Origin of the sequence: Oceanobacillus neutriphilus (assembly GCF_014645515.1) — a bacterium.
Classification (GTDB): Bacteria; Bacillota; Bacilli; order Bacillales; family Amphibacillaceae; genus Oceanobacillus; species Oceanobacillus neutriphilus.
Genome location: NZ_BMLW01000043.1, coordinates 1 through 1,154 on the forward strand (window position 1 = coordinate 1; position 1,154 = coordinate 1,154).

A 1,154-nucleotide genomic window follows, 5' to 3' on the forward strand; every position below is an offset into this window, starting at 1 on the left:
ATCCATTGTTTTAAAACGACTCACCCAATACGGGTGGCCGTCTATTTTTAATGGAATATCTAAAAAAGCGTACGTCTGCATATTCTCTGGTCGTTCTGGTGCATACTTATCTACTACTCTTACTTTCATCAGTTTGTTACCCTGCTGATGCTCAGTGACATAAAAAGCACCTAGAGAATTAAAAAACGCAAAGACACGGTCACGTTTCAACCGGTAGTCTGTTGCGTTCATCGCTTTAATCCTGCCTTTTATACTAATGTCTCTGTCATCATCCCGAACATCTGTAATAATGTTTCCGGGGCGGCTGGGAATATTTTGTTCAGAGATTTCTTGACCAATTGCAGATACTTCTAAATCTAAACCTCGAAAACCGAATCCTAACTCGTCTCTAGGTAAAGGGATTGGATTGAAATTCAAATCATATATATTAAAAAAGTCGTGCATTAATAAGCACCCCCTGGTCTACCTGTGAAAATGCCGTGTTTAGTGGATTCCCTTGAATCTCTTTTATCGTAAGAACGTTTAATATCACCTTCCGTCAAAATCGGCTTAGCTTCAATATTTTGGCTAGATAATACCAGTTCCGTTAATAGTTGTACTTGTTGTTTCAGCAATGCTATTTCTTCTGATCTATCATAATCATAGTGGTGGCCGACACTACCACCAGGATTAGGTAGCTGGTGAGGGCGTTTATTCCCGGATATCTCTTTACCGGCCAGCGCTAATAGTTTCATAGCTTCAGTTCGTCGAGATGGATCAGTAGGGATAACCCATTCCGGGAATCCACCTTCTGCAAGCTGGTACAAACCGTTTTTAAATATCTTTCCACCGGTTCCAAATTTCCGGCCTCCACGAGGTCCCCAACCACGTTTTCCATAAGGCAAATCACGCCTCCATGTTCGGTTATTAAAGAAAGCTAACAATTGATGGTATCCATCATATATATTGCCAAACCCTTTAACTTTATAAGCTTTGAATGTTTGAGGGATGTACTGGAGCAATCCACGCGCTGGATTTCCATTTCTCATGTTGATATCATTGACTGCAGCATGTTGTATAATGCGCTGATTACCACCAGATTCACGTTGGATTTGTGCAAGAATCCCATTTACCTCGGAATTGGAAACTGTCTCACGCATTTGTGCTGCTGCTCT

The 1,154-nt window shown here is 41.2% G+C and carries 2 protein-coding genes; both read right to left on the reverse strand.

Annotated elements, in window-relative coordinates:
* A partial coding sequence (locus IEX29_RS26355; RefSeq protein WP_188738860.1) for a phage tail domain-containing protein occupies window positions 1-444 on the reverse strand: 444 nt, incomplete at its 3' end.
* On the reverse strand, window positions 444-1,154 hold a 711-nt coding region (locus IEX29_RS27160; protein WP_188738862.1), incomplete at its 5' end, for a lytic transglycosylase domain-containing protein. The genes IEX29_RS27160 and IEX29_RS26355, both read right to left, overlap by 1 nt.